The sequence below is a fragment of the Cryobacterium cheniae genome (assembly GCF_004403395.1).
Classification (GTDB): domain Bacteria; phylum Actinomycetota; class Actinomycetes; order Actinomycetales; family Microbacteriaceae; genus Cryobacterium; species Cryobacterium cheniae.
The window spans coordinates 1-19,208 of sequence record NZ_SOGN01000008.1 but is presented as its reverse complement, the minus strand read 5'-3'; the positions used below and the strand labels follow the sequence as shown (position 1 = coordinate 19,208).

At 68.3% G+C, this 19,208-nt stretch carries 22 protein-coding genes; 4 read left to right on the top strand and 18 right to left on the bottom strand.

The features are described 5' to 3' along the window. Positions 1-47: 47 nt before the first annotated feature. Positions 48-776, bottom strand: coding sequence for an SGNH/GDSL hydrolase family protein (locus E3T23_RS00900; protein ID WP_134368543.1), 729 nt, complete (start codon positions 774-776; stop codon positions 48-50). A gap of 58 nt (positions 777-834) precedes the next feature. Continuing rightward, on the bottom strand, positions 835-1,980 hold the full coding sequence (locus E3T23_RS00895; RefSeq protein WP_134368542.1) for a dipeptidase: 1,146 nt from the start codon (positions 1,978-1,980) through the stop codon (positions 835-837). 115 nt (positions 1,981-2,095) lie between these two features. Between E3T23_RS00895 and E3T23_RS00890 the strand changes: the two genes are divergently transcribed. Next, the gene (locus tag E3T23_RS00890; RefSeq protein ID WP_134368541.1) at positions 2,096-2,908 is read left to right on the top strand and encodes a metal-dependent hydrolase; all 813 of its coding nucleotides are present in this window, start codon (positions 2,096-2,098) and stop codon (positions 2,906-2,908) included. Between the two features lie 71 nt (positions 2,909-2,979). Beyond that, positions 2,980-3,426: a nitroreductase family deazaflavin-dependent oxidoreductase gene (locus E3T23_RS00885; protein ID WP_134368540.1), complete on the top strand. Its 447-nt coding sequence runs from the start codon at positions 2,980-2,982 to the stop codon at positions 3,424-3,426. Positions 3,427-3,460: 34 nt separating this feature from the next. Here E3T23_RS00885 and E3T23_RS00880 read toward each other — a convergent pair whose 3' ends face one another. From E3T23_RS00880 to rpsP, 11 genes are all read right to left on the bottom strand, one after another. Beyond that, positions 3,461-4,930, bottom strand: a complete 1,470-nt coding sequence (locus tag E3T23_RS00880; protein WP_255570524.1) for a glyceraldehyde-3-phosphate dehydrogenase — start codon at positions 4,928-4,930, stop codon at positions 3,461-3,463. A gap of 86 nt (positions 4,931-5,016) precedes the next feature. After that, on the bottom strand, positions 5,017-5,340 hold the full coding sequence (locus E3T23_RS00875) for a DUF2469 family protein (RefSeq protein ID WP_066596196.1): 324 nt from the start codon (positions 5,338-5,340) through the stop codon (positions 5,017-5,019). Positions 5,341-5,352: 12 nt separating this feature from the next. Then, positions 5,353-5,997 carry a ribonuclease HII gene (locus E3T23_RS00870; protein ID WP_134368538.1) on the bottom strand — a complete coding sequence of 215 codons (645 nt, stop codon included), beginning with the start codon at positions 5,995-5,997 and terminating at the stop codon, positions 5,353-5,355. Then, complete coding sequence (gene lepB / locus E3T23_RS00865; RefSeq protein ID WP_134368537.1) at positions 5,998-6,744, bottom strand: signal peptidase I; 747 nt, start codon at positions 6,742-6,744, stop codon at positions 5,998-6,000. An 86-nt stretch (positions 6,745-6,830) separates the two neighbouring features. Next, positions 6,831-7,175: a 50S ribosomal protein L19 gene (gene rplS, locus E3T23_RS00860; RefSeq protein WP_134368536.1), complete on the bottom strand. Its 345-nt coding sequence runs from the start codon at positions 7,173-7,175 to the stop codon at positions 6,831-6,833. 195 nt (positions 7,176-7,370) lie between these two features. Beyond that, complete coding sequence (locus E3T23_RS00855) at positions 7,371-7,925, bottom strand: MFS transporter (protein WP_134368535.1); 555 nt, start codon at positions 7,923-7,925, stop codon at positions 7,371-7,373. A gap of 36 nt (positions 7,926-7,961) precedes the next feature. Further along, positions 7,962-8,696: a tRNA (guanosine(37)-N1)-methyltransferase TrmD gene (trmD, locus tag E3T23_RS00850; RefSeq protein WP_134368534.1), complete on the bottom strand. Its 735-nt coding sequence runs from the start codon at positions 8,694-8,696 to the stop codon at positions 7,962-7,964. 9 nt (positions 8,697-8,705) lie between these two features. Then, on the bottom strand, positions 8,706-9,617 hold the full coding sequence (locus E3T23_RS00845; RefSeq protein WP_134368533.1) for a formate/nitrite transporter family protein: 912 nt from the start codon (positions 9,615-9,617) through the stop codon (positions 8,706-8,708). An 89-nt stretch (positions 9,618-9,706) separates the two neighbouring features. Beyond that, positions 9,707-10,384 carry a ribosome maturation factor RimM gene (gene rimM, locus E3T23_RS00840; RefSeq protein ID WP_134368532.1) on the bottom strand — a complete coding sequence of 226 codons (678 nt, stop codon included), beginning with the start codon at positions 10,382-10,384 and terminating at the stop codon, positions 9,707-9,709. 22 nt (positions 10,385-10,406) lie between these two features. Next, positions 10,407-10,643 (bottom strand): RNA-binding protein, encoded by a 237-nt coding sequence (locus tag E3T23_RS00835; protein ID WP_134362437.1) that lies wholly within the window; start codon positions 10,641-10,643, stop codon positions 10,407-10,409. 2 nt (positions 10,644-10,645) lie between these two features. Then, entirely contained in the window at positions 10,646-11,071 is a 426-nt protein-coding gene (gene rpsP, locus E3T23_RS00830) for a 30S ribosomal protein S16 (RefSeq protein WP_134368531.1), read from the bottom strand. A 297-nt stretch (positions 11,072-11,368) separates the two neighbouring features. Here rpsP and E3T23_RS00825 point away from each other — a divergent pair, with 297 nt between their 5' ends. Then, positions 11,369-12,511 (top strand): glutamate--cysteine ligase, encoded by a 1,143-nt coding sequence (locus tag E3T23_RS00825; RefSeq protein WP_134368530.1) that lies wholly within the window; start codon positions 11,369-11,371, stop codon positions 12,509-12,511. 124 nt (positions 12,512-12,635) lie between these two features. On the opposite strand, the gene E3T23_RS00820 is transcribed toward E3T23_RS00825, so the two are convergent. From E3T23_RS00820 to ftsY, 4 genes are read right to left on the bottom strand one after another with little or no spacing between them, the layout of a single operon-like run. Further along, positions 12,636-13,439, bottom strand: a complete 804-nt coding sequence (locus E3T23_RS00820) for an LLM class F420-dependent oxidoreductase (RefSeq protein WP_134368529.1) — start codon at positions 13,437-13,439, stop codon at positions 12,636-12,638. A gap of 58 nt (positions 13,440-13,497) precedes the next feature. Further along, the gene (gene ffh / locus E3T23_RS00815; protein ID WP_134368528.1) at positions 13,498-15,066 is read right to left on the bottom strand and encodes a signal recognition particle protein; all 1,569 of its coding nucleotides are present in this window, start codon (positions 15,064-15,066) and stop codon (positions 13,498-13,500) included. 56 nt (positions 15,067-15,122) lie between these two features. After that, positions 15,123-15,626 carry a DUF2004 domain-containing protein gene (locus tag E3T23_RS00810; protein WP_134368527.1) on the bottom strand — a complete coding sequence of 168 codons (504 nt, stop codon included), beginning with the start codon at positions 15,624-15,626 and terminating at the stop codon, positions 15,123-15,125. 7 nt (positions 15,627-15,633) lie between these two features. After that, on the bottom strand, positions 15,634-16,509 hold the full coding sequence (gene ftsY / locus E3T23_RS00805) for a signal recognition particle-docking protein FtsY (protein WP_134368526.1): 876 nt from the start codon (positions 16,507-16,509) through the stop codon (positions 15,634-15,636). A gap of 315 nt (positions 16,510-16,824) precedes the next feature. Between ftsY and E3T23_RS00800 the strand changes: the two genes are divergently transcribed. Further along, a complete protein-coding gene (locus E3T23_RS00800) occupies positions 16,825-17,217 on the top strand; it encodes a four-helix bundle copper-binding protein (protein ID WP_134368525.1) in 393 nt (130 codons plus the stop codon). A gap of 62 nt (positions 17,218-17,279) precedes the next feature. Here the strand turns inward: E3T23_RS00800 and E3T23_RS00795 are convergent. After that, positions 17,280-19,208, bottom strand: a 1,929-nt coding sequence (locus E3T23_RS00795; RefSeq protein ID WP_166806147.1) for an AAA family ATPase, incomplete at its 5' end; no start/stop codon positions are given.

The window sequence follows — 19,208 nt, the reverse complement described above, 5'->3', positions numbered from 1 at the left end:
CGGCCGGCGGCGGGACCCCGTCTGGGGAGGACCGGGCCCGGCCCGGCCTACAACCCCAGCGCGTCGAGCTCCGCGTCCATCCGCTCGGCGAGGGCCGCATAACCGGCGTCGTTGGGGTGGAGGCCGTCGTCGGCCATCCATTCCGGGTGCCCGTCGAGCCAGTGCGAGGCTCCGGAGATGTAGTCGGCGTCGGCGTCCAGCGCGGCCGCCTGCACCCAGCCGATGATCTGTTCGACGGATTCCGGGCGCTCCGCGGTGTACCAGAACGGCTCCACGACGATGAGGCGCGCCTCGGGCAGGGCCGCCCGGATGGTCGTGAAGTCGCGGGTGATCGCGGCCTCGATCTCGTCGGCACGGGACGGCATCGAGAAATTGTCGTTGAGCCCCATGGTGCTGATCACGATGTCAGGTCTGGCGGCGATGACCTCATCGACCAGGTCGTCGCCCGCCCCGCGCTGGTTCACGAAGCCGAGGCCGTTGCGGCTCGGGTTGACCTCGGTCCAGCCGCGCTCGGCGGAGACGATGGTCGACCAACGCTGGTCCGTGGCCGACGCGCCGGTGCCGCGCGTGTAGGAATCACCGTAGAAGGCGACCACGGTCTCGCCGGGCGCACGGGCCGAGTAGCCCGGGCCGGTCTCGCCCTGGCCGCGGCTCAGGACGCCGCCGAGAGAGCCGCCGAGGGCGCCGCTGACGGTGAGCAGGGCCACGGCGACCGCCAGCACGGCGGCGGCGATCCCGACGGTGATCCAGAAGGCAGGGCGTCGTCGAGGAGTCATGACACTGATTCGAAAGCGGGGCGCCACCCGGATTGGTCGCGTGCGCAGCCCGGCATGCTCAGCGCACCAACCGGGGCACCGAGGCACCGGATGCCGCGGGTCCGGCGGCCGCGAAGGCGGCATCCGTCTCGCGCAGCACACGCAACACGTTGGCGCCGGCGAGGGCGGCCAGGTCGGCGGCCGGCCAGCCGCGCCGGGCCAGCTCGGCCAGCAGTGCGGGGTAACCGTCGACGCCCGAGAGACCGGCGGGGAACTCGTCTGTGCCGTCGAAGTCGCCGCCGAGGCCGATGTGGCCCACCCCCGCGACACGGCGGGCGTGCTCGACGTGGTCGGCGACATCCGTCAGCGTCACGACGGGCGCCGGGCCGGTCTGGTCGCCCTCGAGCCAGACCGAGTAGTCCTCGGACAGGAACTGGGGCACGAAGGTGAGCATGATCACCCCGCCGTTGGCCGCCAGGCGCGTGAGAACGTCGTCGGGCACATTGCGGGGGTGGTCGGTGAGGGCCCGGCAGGAGCTGTGGCTGAAGATGACGGGCGAGTCGGACGCGTCGAGCGCCGCGTGCGCCGTGGCCGGGGAGACGTGGGAGAGGTCGATCAGCATGCCCAGCCGGTTCAGTTCGCGCACGAAGTCGACACCGCGGGCCGTGAGGCCGTCGTGCGCGGGTTCGTCGGTGGCCGAATCGGCCCAGGTCGTGTTGTGCACGTGGGTGAGGGTGAGGTACCGCACGCCGAGCCGGGCGAACATGCGCAACACGGCCGGGGAGTCGTTGAGGCTGTGCCCACCCTCGGCGCCGAGCAGGGAGGCGATGCGACCGGCCGCGCGGGCGGCCTCGACGTCGGCGGCGCTGCGGGCGATGCCGAAGTCGTCGGGGTAGCGCGCGGCGAGGCGATAGACCCAGTCGATTTGTTCGAGGGTGCCCTGCACGGCGTCGGCGCCGAGGTGGTCGTCGCTCACGTAGACCGACCAGAACTGCGCCCCGACCCGCCCGGCCCGCAGCCGGGAGATGTCGGTGTCGGTGGCCAGACGGCCCTCGAGACCCTCCACGGAGTAATCGCGGCTCTGGCGGCACTCCCACGCCCAGTCGTTGTGGCCATCGATCAGGGGGGCCAGGGCGAGCGCCTGCTCCACGACGACGGATGCTGCGACGGATGCTTCGACGTCTGCTGCAGCGGACGCGGGCGCGGTCGGAACCGGTGTGCTCATGCCCCCACGCTAGTGCCGTCCGGCGCGGTCGAAGAACGAATCCGCCTACAGTTGGATCGGCCCAGTCGAGGCTCGGCATGCCCCCGACGGCCTGAACCAGTTAGGACCCCCTCTCATGATGGGTGCACACCATGCCATGACGGGCGCCGCCGCCTGGATCGCCGTCACGGCGACCGCCGGGCACGGCCTCGGCCTCTTCCCGGTGACCCCCGTGGGCACGATCGCCGGCTCCCTGCTCTGCGCCGGGGCGGCCCTCCTCGCCGACGCCGACCACACCTCGGCCACGATCTCACAGTCCGTCCCGCTGCTGGGCCGGCTCGTCACCACGGGGATCTCCCGCGCTTCCGGCGGGCACCGGCACGGCCTGCACAGTCTGCTCGGCCTCTTCTCGGCGTGGCTGCTCGCCAGCGTCATCGGGTTGGTGCTCTGGGAGCCGGCCTGGGCGACGGAGCCGGTGCGCGTCGGCCCGGCCCTGTTGAGCGCCGCGGCGATCGCGTTCGCGGCCAAGGTCCTGGGCCTGTCGAACAGGTCGTGGGGATGGGCCTGGGTGATCGGCCTGGCCGTGGCGGCCTTCATCGCCGTTTTCGCCCCGGAGCAGCAGTCGTGGTTCGTGGTCTGCTTCACGCTGGGCTACGGCGTGCACCTGCTGGGCGACCTGCTCACCACGGGCGGGCTGCCCCTGTTGTGGCCGTGGATCCCGAAGCCGCCGCGATGGTGGCGAAGGGTGCCGGTGCTCGATGGCCTGTGGTCGTCGGGCGGCTACCTGGCCGTGCCGCTGCTGGGCAACGCCGGCTCCCTGCGGGAGTGGCTGCTGCTCATCCCGGTCACCGGGTACGCGGGCTATGGCGTGCTCTTCGCGCTCCTGGAGACCCGGGGTGTCAATCTGGCGGCCGTGCTGGTGCGCCTTGCCGGGGCGCTGCCGCTGTAACCGGACAGGCGACGCCGGGCATCCGCCGGGCATCCGCCGGCCGCCCGCGGATCACCTCGTAGGCTGGAGCCATGGGCCTTGGCAATCGACTGACGGATCTGCAGATGAAGACGATGAGTGTGCTGCACCGCGCGGTGCTGGCGGCCTCCGGCGGGCGCCTGCTCGCCTCGTTCGGGTCGATGCCGGCGGTCGAGCTGCACACCATCGGCCGTTCCAGCGGCAAGCGCCGCACAACCATGCTCACCGCCCCCGTCCACGGGCCCCAGCGCTACGTGCTGATCGCCTCGAAGGGCGGCGACGACCGCCACCCGCAGTGGTACCTCAACCTTGTCGCGAACCCGGACGTCGAACTGACCGTGCACGGCAACACCCTGAAGCTGCGGGCGCGCACCGCCTCCCCCGCGGAGAAGGCCGAGCTGTGGCCGCAGATCGTGGCCGCCTACCGCGGTTACGACGGCTACCAGCAGAAGACCGACCGGGACATCCCGGTCGTGATCTGCGAGCCCCGGCCGCGCTGACCCGCCCGGGGCCGGCGCGGCGGGATCCGCCCGATCAGACCAGGGCGGCCGGTGCGCTGAGCAACTTCGGGAAGACCGGCGGATGCACGCCCGCCATCTCTTCCAGCACCCGGATGACCTGGCAGCTGTATCCGTACTCGTTGTCGTACCAGACGTACAGCACGGCCTTCATGTCGGTGCAGATGGTGGCGAGGCCGTCGACGATACCGGCCCGGCGGGAGCCGAGGAAGTCGCTGGAGACGACTTCGGGCGAGTCGATGTAGTCGATCTGCTTGTGCAGCTCGGAGTGCAGCGACATGGTGCGCAGGTACGTGTTGAGCTCGTCCCTGGTGGTGCCCTGCTCGAGGGTCAGGTTGAGGATCGCCATCGACACGTCGGGCGTGGGCACCCGGATGGCGTTGCCGGTCAGTTTGCCGGCCAGCTCGGGCAACGCCTTGGCGACGGCCTTCGCGGCCCCCGTCTCGGTGAGCACCATGTTCAGGGCGGCGCTGCGCCCGCGGCGGTCGCCCGAGTGGAAGTTGTCGATCAGGTTCTGGTCGTTGGTGAACGAGTGCACCGTCTCCACGTGGCCGTCCCGGATGCCGAAGCGGTCGTTCACGGCCTTGAGCACGGGCGTGATCGCGTTGGTGGTGCAGGATGCCGCGGTCACGATGGTGTCGTCCGCGGTGATGGTGTCGTGGTTGATGCCGTGCACGATGTTCTTCAGCGCGCCCTTGCCCGGCGCGGTGAGCAGCACCCGGGCGACACCCGGGCAGGCCAGGTGTTGACGGAGTCCCTCGGCGTCGCGCCAGCGTCCCGTGTTGTCGACCACGACGGCGTTCTGGATGCCGTACCGGGTGTAGTCGACCGTGGCCGGGTCGCTCGAGTAGATGACCTGGATGAGTGTGCCGTTGGCGAGGATCGTGTTGTTCACCGGGTCGACGGTGATGGTGCCCTCGAAGGGTCCGTGCACCGAGTCGCGCCGCAACAGGCTCGCCCGTTTGACGATGTCGTTGTCCGACCCGCGGCGCACCACGATGGCCCGCAGGCGCAGCCCCTGTCCCCCGCCGGCATGGTCGATCAGGATGCGCGCGAGAAGGCGGCCGATCCGGCCGAACCCGTAGAGCACGACATCCGTGCCCGCGCTGACGACATCACCCTGGCGGTCGACGACGTCGGCGAGTTCGGCGCGGAGGAACTCCTCCAGACCTCGTCCGGCACCCTCCAGCTTGTAGGCCATGGCCAGCCGGCCCAGGTCGATCGACGCGGTCCCGAGCCGCAGCGTGCTGAGCACCTGCAGCAGCGGCAGCGTCTCCTCCAGAGGCAGCTCGACGTCGTCGATGTGCCGCGCGAAGCGGTGCGCCTTGAGCAGGCCGATGACCGACTGGTTGACCAGTCCCCGGCCGTGCACACTGGTGACGACGTCGTTTTCCCGGTATAAACGGCCGATCAACGGGATCATCGCTTCAGCGAGTGCCTCCCGGTTGATCCACGTGGCCCGAGCGCGATCAGATTCCTGAAGCAAAAGACATACCCTTCGTTCTCGACCGCATCGTTGCGCCGAGTGTGCAGGCCCCACCGGCCTGAGCATTCGTGGTGCTATTCGTCCTACTACTCGTCGAGTGCGAGTTCCTTCGGCAGTTCGAACTCCTTGGAAGCCAGTTCCTCGACGTTGACGTCTTTGAAGGTCAGCACCCGTACCGACTTCACGAACCGGTCGGAACGGTAGACGTCCCAGACCCAGACATCCTTCATGGTCAATTCGAAGTAGAAGTCGTGTTCCGTGTCACGGCGCACCAATTCCACCTCGTTCGCGAGATAGAAGCGTCGTTCGGTCTCGACGACGTACTGGAACTGCCCCACAACGTCTCGGTACTCGCGGTACAGGGCCAACTCGACCTCGCGGTCGTAGTCCTCGAACTCATCTTCTTCCATGGTTCCTCAAGTCTACGCGGTGATCTTCAGCCAGGATTTGCGGTGCAGCAGGGCGGGACCGAGCAGGGCGATGGCAGCCATGTGCGCCGGGCTGCCGTAGCCCTTGTTGCCGGCCCACTCGTAGCCGGGCGTCGCGGCATCCGCCTCGATCATCAGGGCGTCGCGGTGCACCTTCGCGATGACGGATGCGGCGGCCACCGATGCGCAGTCCTGGTCGGCCCGCACGCGGGTCACCACGTTGAGCGGGGTGCCCAGTGCCTTGTTCAGCCAGTCGTCGTTGCCGTCCAGGAGCACCACGGCGCCGGTGATGTCGACACCCGCGGCGTACAGCTGTGCGAGGGCCCGTTTGCCGGCCAGGCCGAGCGCGGCGATGATGCCCAGCCGGTCCACCTCCAACGGCGACGCGAGGCCGACCGCGGAGTGCAGCGCCCAGGCCGCTGCGAGCGGCGCGAGGAGCTCGCGCCGGGGTTCACTGAGCATCTTGGAGTCGCGCAATCCGGCCGGGAAGGCCCGTGCGGAGGCGTTGACGACGGCGACACCCACCCCCACGGGCCCGGCGAGGGCTCCGCGGCCGACCTCGTCGACGCCGATCACGCAGGTCGCACCGGCGGCCAGCAGCGCTCGCTCGACGTCGAGGGTCGGATCCACGACCGCCACCTACCTCGTCTCCGTGGGGATGCCCTGGAAGACCTCCGGGTAGTCGTCGAGCCACGCCCAGCGCGAGGTCGGCCAGCTGATGACGAGGGCGCGCCCGACGACGTTGTCGACGGGCACGAACCCCTTGCCGGGGGTCTCTGTGTTGTAGCGGGAGTCCTTGGAGTTGTAGCGGTTGTCCCCCATCACCCAGAGCGAGCCGTCCGGGACGACGACGTCGAAGTCGTCCTGCGAGACTCTCGTCTCCCCGGCCGGCAGCGTCACGTAGGGTTCGGACAGGGGCACCTCGTTGACGCTCATCTGGCCGAGCGGGTTGCAGCAGGTGACATGGTCGCCCGGCAGTCCGATGACGCGCTTGATGAGGTGGTCGTTGCTGTCCGGCGCCGCCAGTCCGACCGCGGCCATGACCCAGTCCACGGCGGCGACGACGGGGTTCTGCTCGAGGGGCGCCTGCGGCAGCAGCCAGCCGCCCGGATCCCGGAAGACGACGACGTCGCCGCGAGTGATCGGGATCAGCTTGGGTTCGAGCTGGTTCACGATGATCCGGTCGTTGACCAGGAGCGTGGTTTCCATGGACCCGGACGGGATGTAGAACGACCGCACGAGGAATGTCTTGATCAGGAACGAGATGAGCAGCGCCACCACGAAGATGACCAGTAGGTCACGAATAAAGAGTGCAACGCCGCGCTTCTTGCGCTTCGTTTCTGTTCCCGGGCGATTGGATCGCGTGGGCAGAGAATTGTCTGTCATTAAACCGCCTGAGCTCCTGACCCAGTGTACGGGTGAGGAGCTCAGGGGGAATCCAGCTGACGCTGAGAGTCGACTGCGACGGGTTGTTAGTCGCGCTTCTCTTTGATCTTGGCCTTCTTGCCACGCAGGTTGCGCAGGTAGTACAGCTTCGCGCGACGCACGTCACCACGGGTGATGACCTCGATGTGGTCGATCACCGGGGAGTGCACCGGGAAGGTACGCTCGACGCCGACCTGGAAGCTGACCTTGCGAACGCAGAACGTTTCGCGCACGCCCTCGCCGGAGCGTCCGATGACGACTCCCTGGAAGACCTGCACACGAGAGCGGGCGCCCTCAACGATGTTGACGTGGACCTTGACGGTGTCGCCGGCGCGGAACGCCGGGATGTCCTTGCGGAGGGATGGTGCATCCACCTGGTCGAGAATATGCATAGTGTTCGCTCTCTGTATCCGCCACAGGACGACTACGGCTTATGCGATCCGTCACGCGGGCGTGCGGATCAGCAAATGAATGAGTGTGTTGCGTGCCGATACGTTGCAGCTCCCCTGTGGCAGAGGCTTGCCACGGCACAAACGATGATTATGTCACGAAACGGACCCTGCCCGCAAAAGACGGATGCCCGCGGGTCAAGCCTCCGGCGACGTCCCGGTCTTGTTCCCCTCGTGCGGATCGAGCGGATGTTCGCGCACGATGATGACCGTGGGGTCCGGCGTCGGGATGAAGCCCTCGGTCGGCGTCAGGGTGGGCGGCATCGTCGGCGGAACCGCGGGGCCCCTCGCCGTCTCCTCGATCAGGAGCATCATGGCCCGCATGCTGCGGCGGGCCGCGTCGACCAACTCCCAGATGGCGAACCAGAAGGCGCCGATCCCGACCAGGATCACCAGCGCGGCGAGCCCCGGCGCGACGCCGTAGGTGAACCCCATGGCCACGATCAGGGCGTGCCACAGAGTGAGGACGCCCACGTCGGCCCACGACACCATGCGCGTGCTGCGCACCGCTGCGCGAGCGAAGAAGATCAGGCTCACACCGAGCAGGCTCACACCGACCACGAGGCCGGTGAAGAAACTGCCGACGACGTCCCAGCCGCCGCTTCCGTAGACGGAGGCGCCGATCAGCAGCCAGGCCGGAAGCACCAGCGCGGCGATGAACTGCCAGTAGTAGAAGACCCTGCGTAGGAACACGGGATCAGACTACCCGGACGACCCGAGCAGGCGCTCTCAGTTCGCTGGCGGCAGAAGGTCGGGGCGCACCCGGGCGGTTCGCTCGAGCTGCTGCTCGCGCCGCCACGCGGCGACGGCGCCGTGGTTGCCGCTCCGCAGCACCGGAGGCACCTCGAGTCCGCGCCACGCCGCGGGCTTCGTGTAGCTCGGGTATTCGAGCAGGCCGTCCTCGTGGGACTCCTCGACAAGGCTCTCCGGGTTGCCGACGACCCCCGGGATCAGGCGCCCGACGGCCTCGATCATGGCCATCACGGCCACTTCTCCCCCGTTGAGCACGTAGTCACCCAGGCTGACCAGACGCACCCGGCCGGCCTCCGCGTAGTGGTCGAAGACCCGCTGGTCGATACCCTCGTAGCGGCCGCAGCCGAAGATGAGGTTCGGCTCCTCGGCCAGCTCGCGGGCCATGGCCTGCGTGAACAACTCGCCGGCCGGGGACGGGAAGATCAGGAGAGGGGCGGCATCCGTCGCATCCGTCTGCTCCGTCGGTTCGGTGAGGGGGTGCACGTCGGTGAGGATCGCGTCGATCGCGTCACCCCACGGCTCCGGCTTCATCACCATGCCCGCACCGCCACCGTAGGGCGTGTCGTCGACGGTGTGGTGCCGATCGTGGGTGTGGTCGCGCAGATTGTGCACCCGCAGGTCGATCAGCCCCGATTGCCGGGCCTTGCCGACCAGGGAGACGTCGAGGACGGAGAAGAACTCCGGAAAGATCGTGATGATGTCGATGCGCACGGGAGAAGTCTACGAGCGAAGGAGCGCGGGGTCGGCGGGCACGGTGGTGTCGGCGGGCACGGTGGTGTCGGCGGGCACGGTGGTGTCGGCGGGCACGGCGGGGACGGCGGCTTCAGCGGATGCCTGGGCGCGGTTCACGCGGGTGCGGTGCGAGAAGTAGATCGGCAGCGCGGTGAAGAGGATGGCGCCGAGAAGGTTCCCGAGGAGCACGGGCGCCTGGTTCCAGACCCACCACTGGCCGATCGTGATGTCGGCTCCGAGCATGATGCCGGCCGGGATGGCGAACATGTTGACGATCGCGTGCTCGAGGCCGAGGCTGAAGAAGGTGGTCACCGGCAGCCACATCGCGAGGATCTTGCCGCCCGTGGACTTCGACGTGTAGAACATGATCGTGCCGATGGCGACCATCCAGTTGCAGAGCATGGCCTTGATGATCGCGACCAGGATGCCGCCGGCACCCACAGCCTCGTAGGGCAGCACTTTGTGCTCGGCGAGGTCGATGATGGCCTGGATCATCGGGTCGGACGCGTCCGTGCCCAGGTAGGTGATCGACGTCGTGTAGAGGAAGGCGTACAGGCCGGCCCCGACGAGGTGGGCGAGGATGACCACGAAGAAGTTCGTGAGCCCCCTGGCGATGGTGGCCCGCCCCTCCATGATCGCGAGCGGGATAAGGGCGAAGCTTCCGGTGACCAGTTCGAGACCCAGCAGCAGGATCATCGCGAAGCCGACCGGGAAGAGCACGGCCCCGACGATCGGCAGGCCGGTCTGGGCCGCGGCGGTTAATGCGACGGTGGTGGCCGCTCCGAGGATGGCCCCGGCGAGTACGCCCCGCACCGCCATCTGCCCTAGGGTCAGTCTCGTTTTAAGGACACCGGAGTGAATAATGTCATCAATGAGTTGATTCGGTTTGACGTACGACATGCGGCGGTGCTCCTAGAAAAAAGGTCTGCCGCGTCGTGACGAGGTGGGGAGCCGGTCGGGCGCGGCGCGCCTCTCCCCAAGGGGGTGCTTCAGCTTGGGCCGGGGGCTCCGTCGATCTCGGTCTCAGGTTCTGATTCAGTTTCGGGGGCAGCCGTGACTGCGGTGGTGTCGGCGTCGTTCTCGACGTCCTCGTCATCGTCGTCCGGTTCCTCGGGGAGCTCCTCGAGCAGGCCCGGAGGCGGGGTGACGGTGACGATGCCGGTCTTGATGTCGACGGAGGGCACGATGGCCTTCACGAACGGGATCATGACGTCGCCGGCGGGGGTCTTCACGATCAGCAGGTCCTGCGCGGGGAGGTGTTCCAGCCGCGCAATGGTGCCGATTTTGACGCCGTCGCGGACGACGGCGAGGCCGATCAGCTGATGGTCGTACCAGGCGTCTTCTTCGCCGGACTGTTCCGCGTCGTCCTGGTCGATCCAGAGGATCGCCTTGGCGAGGGCTTCGGCCGCTTCGCGGTCGGGGACATCCTTGAAGAAGCCCACCGCGTGCTGGTTGTACCAGCGGAGCTCGACGAGCTCGATCTTCTTGCCGTGCCAGGGCGAACCCGTGGGCACCTGCAGGGTGAACACGGCGCCCGGGACGAAACGACGTCCCGGGTCATCCGTGAACAGTTCCAGCTTGATCGCTCCCTTGAGGCCGTGCGCCTTCGTCAGGCGCCCTACCCTCAACTGGCTGCGCGGAGTCGTGCTGTCGTTCACCGAACTCATATCCAACTACTCATTTACCAGTTCAGAAATCGGTGTCGACAACGTCGACGCGCACGCGCCGGCCGTCGGCCAGCGCGGCCACGAGGGTGCGCAGTGCCTTGGCCGTGCGCCCGGAGCGCCCGATCACGCGGCCGAGGTCCTCGGGGTTCACGCGAACCTCGAGCACCTCGCCCCGAGGGGACGTCTGGGCGGCAACATGCACATCGTCCGGGTGATCAACGATCCCCTTGACGAGGTGCTCAAGCGCGGGAGCGAGCAAAATTACGCCTTGTCCTCTTCGGTTGCCTCTGCGGCAGCCTCGGTCTCCTTGGGAGCCTCTTCCTTGGCCACGGGCTTGTCGGCCTTCGGCTTCAGAACCGGCTTCTTCTTCTCGTCGGCGACGAAGGGAACCTTCGGCTCCTTGAACTTCACGGTGCTGACGGCGTTCTTGTCGCCCTTGAAGATGCCCCAGTCGCCGGTCAGCTTGAGGAGAGCCTCAACCTGCTCGGTCGGCTGTGCGCCAACGCCCAGCCAGTACAGCGCACGCTCGGACTTGACCTCGATGACGGAGGGCTCCTGCGTGGGGTGGTAGATGCCGATCTCTTCGATGACACGACCATCGCGCTTGGTGCGCGAGTCGGCAACGACGATGCGGTAGTACGGTGCACGGATCTTGCCCATGCGCTTCAAACGAATTTTGACAGCCACAATTCTCCTGTGTATTTGATTTTTGGCGAACTGAAGGCCGTGAGCGTGGGGGCACACTCGGCACAAGCTCAATAAGGTTTTTTCCTGCGCCTGAGTAGAGGGTCGGACGCAAGAGAACTCGACTAACCATTCTGTCAGACATCGGCGACTTTCTGATAATCGACAACCTCGGCGGGGCCGGCGTCGCCGACCCTCCGGGCGCTTGGGGCGCGGGCTGTGGTGCCGGTCCCTCAATCGGTGTCAGGATTGTCACCAAGCCACACCCGAACGGGTGCACCAGGATCGGGAGGACGGCGCGTGGAGATCGAATTTGCCCGGTCAGAACGGTCAACCATTGGCATCGAGTGGGAACTCGCCCTCGTCGACGGCGAGACGGGCGACCTGGTCTGCCTGGCCGACGAGGTCCTGACTGCCCTGGCCGCACCCGACGGCACACCGCATCCGCGCATCACCGGCGAATTGCTCCTGAACACCGTCGAACTCGTGTCGGGGGTGCACCGAACGGTCGCGGGCGCCGTCGCGGATGTCGCCGCCCAGGTTGACGAGGTGCGGGCGATCACCGATCCGAGGGGCGTCGAACTCATCTGCAGCGGATCGCATCCGTTTAGTCAATGGTTCGACCAGGAGGTCACGGACAAGGCCCGCTACCACCGGCTGATCGACCGCACCCAGTGGTGGGGCCGAAACATGATGATCTGGGGCATCCACGTGCATGTGGGGATCGAGGACAAGTCCAAGGTCATCCCCATTCTGAACGGCCTGCTCGGCTACCTGCCGCACCTGCAGGCCCTGTCGGCGTCGAGCCCGTTCTGGGCGGGCGTGAACACGGGCTACGCCTCCAATCGCGCCCTGATGTTTCAGCAGCTGCCGACCGCCGGCCTGCCGTGGATCCTGGAGGACTGGGCGGCCTGGGAGCGCTATGTGGCCGATATGGCCGTCACCGGGGTGATCGAGGATGTGACCGAGGTGCGCTGGGACATCCGCCCGTCACCGCGGTGGGGAACCATCGAGGTGCGCGCCTGCGACGGTGTGTCCACCACGGAGGAACTCGGGGCCATCGCCGCGTTCATCCAGTGCCTGGTCGACTGGATGTCCGGGCGCCTCGACGCCGGCGAGTCGGTGGAATCGATGCAGCCGTGGTTCGTTCGCGAGAACAAATGGCGGGCGGCCCGCTACGGCCTGGACGCCAGGATCATCACGGATACCGCGGGGACCGAAAGCCTGGTGACCGACGACGTACGCCGGCTGATCGGCATCCTCTCCCCCGTCGCCGAGCGCCTCGGCTGCCTGCACGAGCTGCAGAGCCTCAACCGGATCATCTCCGGTGGCGCGAGCTACCAGCGGCAGCTCCGCGTCGCCGAGGCGCACGGGGGCAGCCTGCCGGCCGTCGTGAAGTCGCTGACCCGCGAACTGCGCACGGGCCTCCCCGCCACTTCCTGACGCACCTCTCGCTCCCCGAACGCACCCGAACGCACCCGAACGCACCCCCGACCATCCGCCGAACCGTGAGTTCGGCCCCTCTCCGGCGTGTTTTCAGGGGCGTTTCTCACGGTTCGGCGGATGTTCAGTGCGCGTTTTTGCTGTCGCGCCAGGCGAGCCAGTCGGTCAGCGGTGCCAGGTCGTAGTGCGGCCCGGACAGGCCGAGGGTGAACAGGCGCGCCCCGAGGTCGTAGAGCTGGTCGGCTTCCGCGACGGTGCGCCCCCGCAGTTCGGTGGAGATCTCGATCTCGGACAGGTCCCGGCCCACCGTGTCGCACCACTGTGAGAGCACGCCCAGTTTGTGCTCGAGCACGGCGGGGCTGGAGAAGGAGTGCCAGATGTCGGCGTGCCTGGCCACGATCCGGAGGGTCTTCTTCTCGCCGCCGCCGCCGATCAGCACCGGGATGTCGCGCAGGGGTGGCGGGTTCAGCTTCTCCCAGCGCGCCTCGATGCGGGGTAGGTCGGCTTCGAGGGCATCCAGACGGGTTCCCGCGGTGCCGAACTCGTAGCCGTACTCGTCGTAGTCGCGCTCGAACCAGCCGGAGCCAGTGCCGAAGACGAACCGGCCGCCGCTGATGTGGTCGATGGTTCGCGCCATGTCGGCTTGCAGATCGGCGTTGCGGTAGCTGTGGCAGTTCACCAGCGCGCCCAGCTCGATGGTTGAGGTCTGCTCCGCCCACGCCGCGAGGAGCGTCCAGGACTCGAAATGCAGGCCGTTCTTCTCGCCGGAGAGCGGGAAGAAGTGGTCCCAGTCGAAGGCGATGTCCGTGCCCAGGGCCTCGACCTCGGCCAGGGTCGCCCTGATCTTCGGGTACAGGGCGTGCTGGGGGGCGATCTGCGCACCGATGCGCACCGGCCCGGCCGTGGAAGAGTGCGGGGAGGAGGTCATGCGCTCATCCTAAACGGGCGAACCGGGCCATCCGCAGCGCAGCGCTGGCAGGGGCGTGTTACCGGCCGAGCATCTTCTGCAGGGCGGCCATTTCGTCTTCGCTGGGACCGCCGGCCTTCCGGGAGGAGCCGAGGCCGAAGCCCGTGCCGCCGCTCACGCCGGCACCGGCGGCCGGCTTCTCGCCGGACGCGAGGGCCAGGTTCTCCGCCGCACGCTTGGCCGGGTTGCCCGATTTCGAGCCCTTCTTCTTCGGCTGCGGCTTGCTGCGGCCGCCGCCCATGCCCCCGGGGACCGGACCCATGCCGGGGATGTTGGGCATGCCGCCCTTGGCGACCGTCTTCATCATTTTGGCGGCCTGCTCGAAGCGCGACACGAGCTGGTTCACCTCCGTCACGGTCGAGCCGGCGCCGCGGGCGATGCGCAGCCGGCGGGATCCGTTCAACAGCTTCGGGGTGGTGCGCTCGGCCTTGGTCATCGACTGGATGATGGCCTCGGTGCGCACGATCTCGCGCTCGTCGAAGTTCTCGAGCTGCTGCTTCATGGCCCCGGCGCCCGGGAGCATGCTCATCATCTTCTTGATCGAGCCCATGTTGCGCAGCTGCTGCATCTGGCCGAGGAAGTCGTCGAGGGTGAAGCTGTCGGTGGAGAACTTCTCCGCCATCTTGCGCGCTTCGTCTTCGTCGAAGGCACCCTGCGCCTGCTCGATCAGGGTGAGGATGTCACCGAGGTCGAGGATGCGGCTGGCCATGCGGTCGGGGTGGAACGGCTCGAAGTCGTCGAGGCTCTCACCCGTGGATGCGAACATGATGGGACGGCCGGTGATCGAGGCCACGGACAGGGCCGCACCGCCTCGAGCGTCGCCGTCGAGCTTGGAGAGCACCACGCCGGTGAAGTCGACGCCGTCCTGGAACGCCTTGGCCGTGGCCACGGCATCCTGGCCGATCATGGCGTCGATCACGAAAAGCACTTCGTCGGGATCGATGGCCTTACGGATGTCCGCGGCCTGCTTCATCATCTCCGCGTCGACGCCGAGGCGTCCGGCGGTGTCGACGATGACGACGTCGTGCATCTTCTGCTGGGCGTACTTCACGCCGTCGCGGGCGACCTTGACCGGGTTGCCGACGCCGTTGCCGGGCTCCGGCGCGTAGACCGGCACGCCGGCCTGGGCGCCGACGACCTCGAGCTGGGTGACCGCGTTGGGGCGCTGCAGGTCGGCCGCGACCAGGATCGGGGTGTGGCCGTCTTTGGCGAGCCACTTCGCGAGCTTGCCGGCGAGGGTGGTCTTACCGGCGCCCTGGAGGCCCGCGAGCATGATGATGGTCGGCGGCTTCTTGGCGAATTCTAGTCGGCGCTGCTGGCCACCGAGGATCTCGACGAGTTCCTCGTTGACGATCTTGACGACCTGCTGCGCCGGGTTCAGCGCCTTGCTGACCTCGTCGCCGAGGGCGCGCTCGCGCACCTTGCCGGTGAATTCCTTGACCACCTCGAGGGCGACGTCGGCGTCGAGCAGGGCGCGCCGAATCTCGCGAACGGTGCCGTCGACATCCGCCGCGCTGAGCTTGCCCTTGGTGCGGAGATTCTTGAACGTCTCGGCCAGGCGATCTGAGAGGTTTCCAAAAGTAGCCATGATGCGTTTAGTTTAACCGGTCCGCGGACCCGTCGCGTGCCGGGGTCGCGTTTGCGCTACTGCTCGACGGCGATCAGCACCGGGTCGCCGTGCACATCGATCGTGACGACGAGCAGGGCGTCGGTGTCATCGGGGCTGATCGAATACTCGAGCACCGCGAAGTGCTCCTCGCTGCGGGAGTGGTGCGGGTGGAAGCCGATCCGCTGCAGCTGGATGGAGCGCAGGAAGTCGATCTGCTTATCGCCGGAATCCCAGATCAGGGCGTCGTCGAGGACCTCGGGATCCATCTCGTCGAGTTCGGTCGTGATGTAGGCGCCCGTCACCGAGCCCTCTTTGCTGAGGTCGGCCACAAGCGATTCGCGGGCCTGCGAGTCGAGTTCCTCGATGGCGTTGACCATGGCCGCGGCGATGTCGAGCGATTCGGCCGAGACGGACTCCTCATCGGGCGAACTGAGGTCGATCTGCACGTCCTGGTCGCCCAGTTCGGCCGAATCCGACCAGTAGACCTCGCCAGTGTCGTCGCTGCCGAGGATTCCGAAGAAATCGTGTTCAATGGTCATGACTGTCCTATCCGACGAGTTTTTGGGCGAAAACGTGCGGCGTGAAGCCGGTGAGGTCGTTGATGCCCTCACCCTGACCCACGAGTTTGATGGGGATGCCGGTCTTCTCCTGCACGGCGAGAACGAAGCCGCCCTTGGCGGATCCGTCCAGCTTGGTGAGCACGAGCCCGGTCACGCCGGCGTGCTGGATGAAGGCCTCCGCCTGGGCCAGACCATTCTGGCCGGTCGTCGCGTCGAGCACGAGCAGCACCTCGGCGATCGGGGTCTGCTTCTCGATCACCTTGCGGATCTTGGTGAGCTCGTCCATCAGGCCGCCCTTGGTCTGCAGGCGCCCGGCGGTGTCGATGATCACAATTTCGGTGCCGTCTTTCATGGCCCGCTCGACGGTCTGGAAGGCGACGGATGCCGGGTCCTGGCCGTGAGCCTGCGGCCGTACGATGTCGGCGCCCGCCCGTTCGGCCCAGGTGGCCAACTGTTCCACCGCGGCCGCGCGGAACGTGTCGGCGGCCCCGATCAGCACGCTGCGGTTGTAGGTGCGCAGGAACTTGGCGAATTTGCCGATCGTGGTGGTCTTGCCGACGCCGTTGACGCCGACGACGAGCACGACGGCAGGCCGCGCGCTGAGGTTGAGGGTGGAGTCGAGTTTGGAGAGCCGTTCCTCGAGGCCTTCGCGCAGCATCCGTTGCAGGTCGGTCGGGTCGGTCGTGTTGTATTTGGCGACCTTGGCCCGGAGATCGGCCACGATCGCCTCCGTGATGCTGGGACCGAAATCGGCCTGGATGAGCGCGTCTTCGAGGTCTTCCCACGTTTCGGCGTCGATCAGCTTCTTCGCGAACATGCCGCGCAGTGCGCCGGAGAGAGACCAGGGGGTGCGTTCTGCCATACGTACAGCCTATGGCTCGCGCGCTGCCTGCGCCGCTGCGCCGGTGGCGTGCCACCCGCGCAGCGGCGCAGCACCCGCGCACCACGGGAGACCAGCTGCGTCATCACCCTCGGGGACCTCATCACCCTGGGGATCGGCCTGGTCGTTCTCCTGGTTCTCTGGCGGGTGTTCCCGTTCGGCAGGGGCGCGAAGACCGGCATGCCGGGCCCGACCATCCGGTCAGCGCGGGGCTGCCGGTGCCCGTTCCCTGACCGTCCCGGCAGGCATCCCCCGCAACCCCCCGACAGCACCTCGAACCGGGTCTAGGGTGTCGGCATGGCGGTCAGCACAGGGCGCGACGACGTCCCAACCGGGATATCTCGGTGTGTCGCGGCGTGCGAAGCGCTCGTGACGGTGAGCGAGGACTGCGCGGACGCCTGCCTCAGGATCGAGGGCAACGGCGAGGTCACCCGCTGCTTCCTGGCCGACCTGGACTGCATCGAGGTGTGCTCGTCGACGAGTCGGCTGCTGTCCTGGCACACCCGCAGCGACGGTCCGACGACCACCGCCCTTCTGGAAACCTGCCAGGAGGCCGCCCGGGCATCGATGGCGGCCTGCGAGTACCTGGCCGACCTCCGCCCCGGCTGGCAGACCTGCAGTATGGCCTGCCGACGGGTCGACGAGGCCTGCGCGCGGCTTCTGGCCGTTCTGCGCAAGTCCGCGCGCTAGTCAACGCGGTCGGCAGCGCGCTCCGCAGCGCGCTCGGCAGCGCGCTCGTCCACGCCGAGGATTCAGGATGCCTGCTCGTCGTCCTTCGCGATGCGCTGCCCGACCACGGCCGACACCCCGTCGAGGCGCATCGAGACGCCGTAGAGGGCATCCGCGATCTCCATCGTGCGTTTCTGGTGGGTGATGACGATGAGCTGGCTGGTGGCGCGCAGGTCCTCGAAGATGGTCAGCAGCCGACCGAGGTTCGCGTCGTCGAGAGCGGCTTCGACCTCGTCCATGATGTAGAACGGGCTCGGGCGGGCCTTGAAGATGGCGATCAGCAGGGCCACGGCGGCGAGCGAACGCTCCCCGCCCGACAGCAGCGAGAGGCGCTCGATCTTCTTGCCGGCGGGCTTGACCGACACCTCGATCCCGGTCGTGAGCAGGTTGTCGGGATCGGTGAGACGGATGCTGCCGCTCCCGCCCGGGAACAGCACCGGGAACACCTCGGCGAATGCCGCCTGGGTGTCGTCGAAGGCGCTGCCGAAGATGGCGCCCATCTTCTCGTCGATCTCGTCGATGATCGTCAGCAGGTCGCGACGCGTGCTGGTGAGGTCGGTGAGCTGCTCGGTGAGGAACCGGTGCCGCTGCTCGAGAGCCGCGAACTCCTCGAGGGCCAGTGGGTTCACCCGGCCGAGCTGGGCGTAGCGGCGTTCGGCGACCGCCAGGCGGCGCTGCTGGTCCTCCCGGTCGAAGCGGGCCGGTGCAGCGTTCGGGTCGGGGTTGCTCGGGTCGAAGCTCGGGATCGGCTGGTCGGGCCCGTACTCGGACACCAGAACGTCCTCGGTCAAGCCGAGGTCGCTGATGGCGCGTTCGAGCATCCCGGACAGGTGCAGCTTCTTCTCGTAGATGGCCAGTTCCAGGCCGTGCACGGTCTCGGTGACGGCCTGCAGTCGAGCGCGCAGGGCGCTGTCTTCCCGGCGCAGTGCAGCGAGTTCCGCATTCTGGCTGCTGCGCTCGGTCTCGGCGGCGGCCAGGCGCATCCTGGCCGCACTGACGGAGGCGTCGACCGAGGCCAGCACCAGCGGGAGCGCCTCGGCCACCTGGCCCGCGACATCCACCTGGCGACGACGGATGACCGCACGCCGGGCTGACTCCTCCGCCGCCGCCCGCTCGGTGTGCTGCTGTTTCTCGAGCGCGTCGGCTCGAGCCTGTGCGGCGCGCACGCGTTCCCGGGCGGTTTCGGCCTGCAGCCGGGCCTCGACCTCACTTTCGCGCGCGCGCTCGAGGCCGGCGTAGAGCGCGTCCCGCGATCCGGTGTCCAGCACCGGGCGCGGCCGGACCCGCTGCTCGTCGCGCGCGGCGCTGGCCGTCTCACTCGCGGCCTCCGCCCCGGCGACGGTCTCGGCCGCGAGAAGCAGGGCGGCGGAGAGCCGGTTCAGTTCGGCGGTGGCCGCCTCGAGCTGCACGGTGGCCCGGCTGGTCTTCGCGGCCTGCACGGTGGTGCGGGACTCGAGGTCCCGCACCCGGGCCGCCGCGGCCTGCGCCTGGGTTTTGCGGGCGGCGAGCAGCGTGCGGGCCTCGGCGAGATCGGAGGCGCACTGCTCCAGCCGGGTGCGCACCGCGTCGGCGGCGTCGGCGGCCGCGTCGCGGTCGGCGACGAGTTCGAGGCGACTGCGCCTGGCCCCGGAGCCGCCGCGCAGCACGGAGTCGCTGAACACGTCGCCGGCCCGGGTGATGATGGTGATCGGCAGGGCCGCGGACCGGGTGAGGTGGTCCACGGCGGCGCCGGCGGCGTCGAGATCGTCGGCGATCACCGCGCCCCGGAGCAGGCCGAGCACCCCGGGGGGCGCGTCGGTCACCGATTCGGCCCACACCAGTCCCGGCCGCGCGGACAGGTCGGGCAGGGCGGCGGGCGCGCGGGCATCCGTCGCACCGGCGGCGGGCGTGCCGTCGGACGGCGTGCCGTCGGACGCACCGGCCACGATCAGCTCGACCCGGCCGAGGTCGTC